This window comes from Mesotoga sp. HF07.pep.5.2.highcov (assembly GCF_003666285.1).
In the GTDB taxonomy this organism is placed as follows: Bacteria; Thermotogota; Thermotogae; order Petrotogales; family Kosmotogaceae; genus Mesotoga; species Mesotoga prima.
Genome location: NZ_JFHJ01000377.1, coordinates 1 through 1808, shown reverse-complemented (window position 1 = coordinate 1808; position 1808 = coordinate 1). Strand labels below are relative to the sequence as shown.

The following is a 1808-nucleotide window of genomic DNA, read 5'->3' as shown; positions in this document are numbered from 1 at the left end:
TTTCCAAGATAATCGATTCTCTTGTAGGGCGATATCCCTGTTCTCAGAGAGGCAACGGCGCTTGTTATTTCAAAGTCAGTAACTTCCGATGAAATATCCGGTCGCTGAATCTCTGTGACATTGAATCCAAGAGTCTCAATCTCCATCATGGCTCTCTCAACAGGGGTGTCTTCCTCTCTTGCCTCTTGAAGCTCTTCTTTATAACCGAACACAGATCGTATTGACTTCAGTTCGGGGTTCACACCCGTGAGGGCGTCATTCATTTTCTTCAGAAGATCGTTTCTGCTGCCATAGCAATCCAGGTAGCCACTCTTTATGAGTCTCTCAAGGTCTCTTGCCTGATACTTTGATCTGTTGTTCCTTACGAACGTGAAGAAGGAATCCTCAAATGGTTTTGGCTTCAGTTCACCTTTCTTCAGCAGTTGTGGAATAGAAAGCGATACAATTTTACGGCCCTCAACTTCATTTTCTATGCTTAATTTGAGTCCCCTGTCCCTCATTTCGGCGACTAGCCTTCCAAAAGAAGTCCGTGGTAATTCTCGCAGCATGAGGGGATAGAAAATCTCCGGATGGTTTGACTTGAAATATGCTAGCCAGAAGGAAATCACAGCGTAGCTTAGACTATGAGATTTGTTGAAGGCATAACCGGCAAAATCAAGAAGGAACGAATACAACTTCGCTCTTCTTTCATCTGGAAGTCTGCTGTACCCCGGCGAGCTCTTAAACAACCTGTCAACGGCATCCCTATCTTTCTTCGAAAGAGCTCTTCTGAGAAGCTCCCCGTCATCCGCTTCAAGAGATAGTAAGCTCGAAGCGATCTTTAGGACTTGTTCCTGATAAACGAGAAGCCCTGCCGTCTCAGCAAGAACGGGAACTCTTTTCCTCATCTTCTCGATTTCAGAGGGAACTCTCGAAAGCTTAAGGAAACGCTCTGTAACTCCAGATTTAATTGGCCCTGGTCTGTTTAATGCGATGCATATAGAAAGATCCCTCAGTGACGAGGGCTTTACGGATCTAATAATTTTCGTAGCGTAAGGTGCTTCCAGCTGAAAGATACCGGTAGTATAACCGCTTCCCAATGTCTCATAGGTATTTGAATCGCATGCCGGACTTTCCCAGGGTTCCTTACCTTGTGTCATTTCCTTCAAAAGAGAGAGATTTCTCAAGCCCAAGATATCAATTTTCTGCAGACCAACTATTCGAAGAGAATCCATATCCCAAAGAGAAACAGGTAGATCTTCACTGAAATCGATGGGGATCAGTCCCTTCAAAGAAATGCCGGAAAGTATGACACCGGCAGCATGAAGTGAATAACCCGAAAAGAGACCGGCGATGAGTTTTGACATATCAAACAACCGCTTCATGTCTAAATCTTCTTCAAAAGCATATGGAAAGCGCTTCCCATCTTTACTCCATTCAATGAGCTTAGAGATGTTATCTTTGCTGATCCCCAATTTTTTCCCGAGTTCGCGGGCTGCTCCTTTGAATCCGTAAGTTGAATATGTCCTGATAAGACAGAAACGATCATTTCCAAAGTATTCATACATTTTCTTCAGCAGCACTGGTCTTGATTTGTCGTCAACATCAAGGTCGATATCCGGTGGATCAGCTCTCTTCAAGCTAAGAAATCGCTCAAAGAACAGGTCTTCCGCAACAGGATCGATTCGGGTAATTTCAAGCAGATAACTTACAAGTGAACCAACAGCCGAACCTCTACCCGGGCCTATCCAGCAACCAATGCTCTTCGCGATGTCGACGATCTTGGAAACGGTCATGAAATAATCCTGAATATTCTTTGCAAGAATTAC

1 protein-coding gene is annotated in these 1808 nt (G+C 44.2%); it reads right to left on the bottom strand.

What is annotated here, in order from left to right; all coding sequences use genetic code 11:
• Positions 1-1808 (bottom strand): DNA polymerase III subunit alpha (locus tag BG32_RS08135; RefSeq protein ID WP_121526661.1); only part of this gene is annotated, 1808 nt, incomplete at both ends.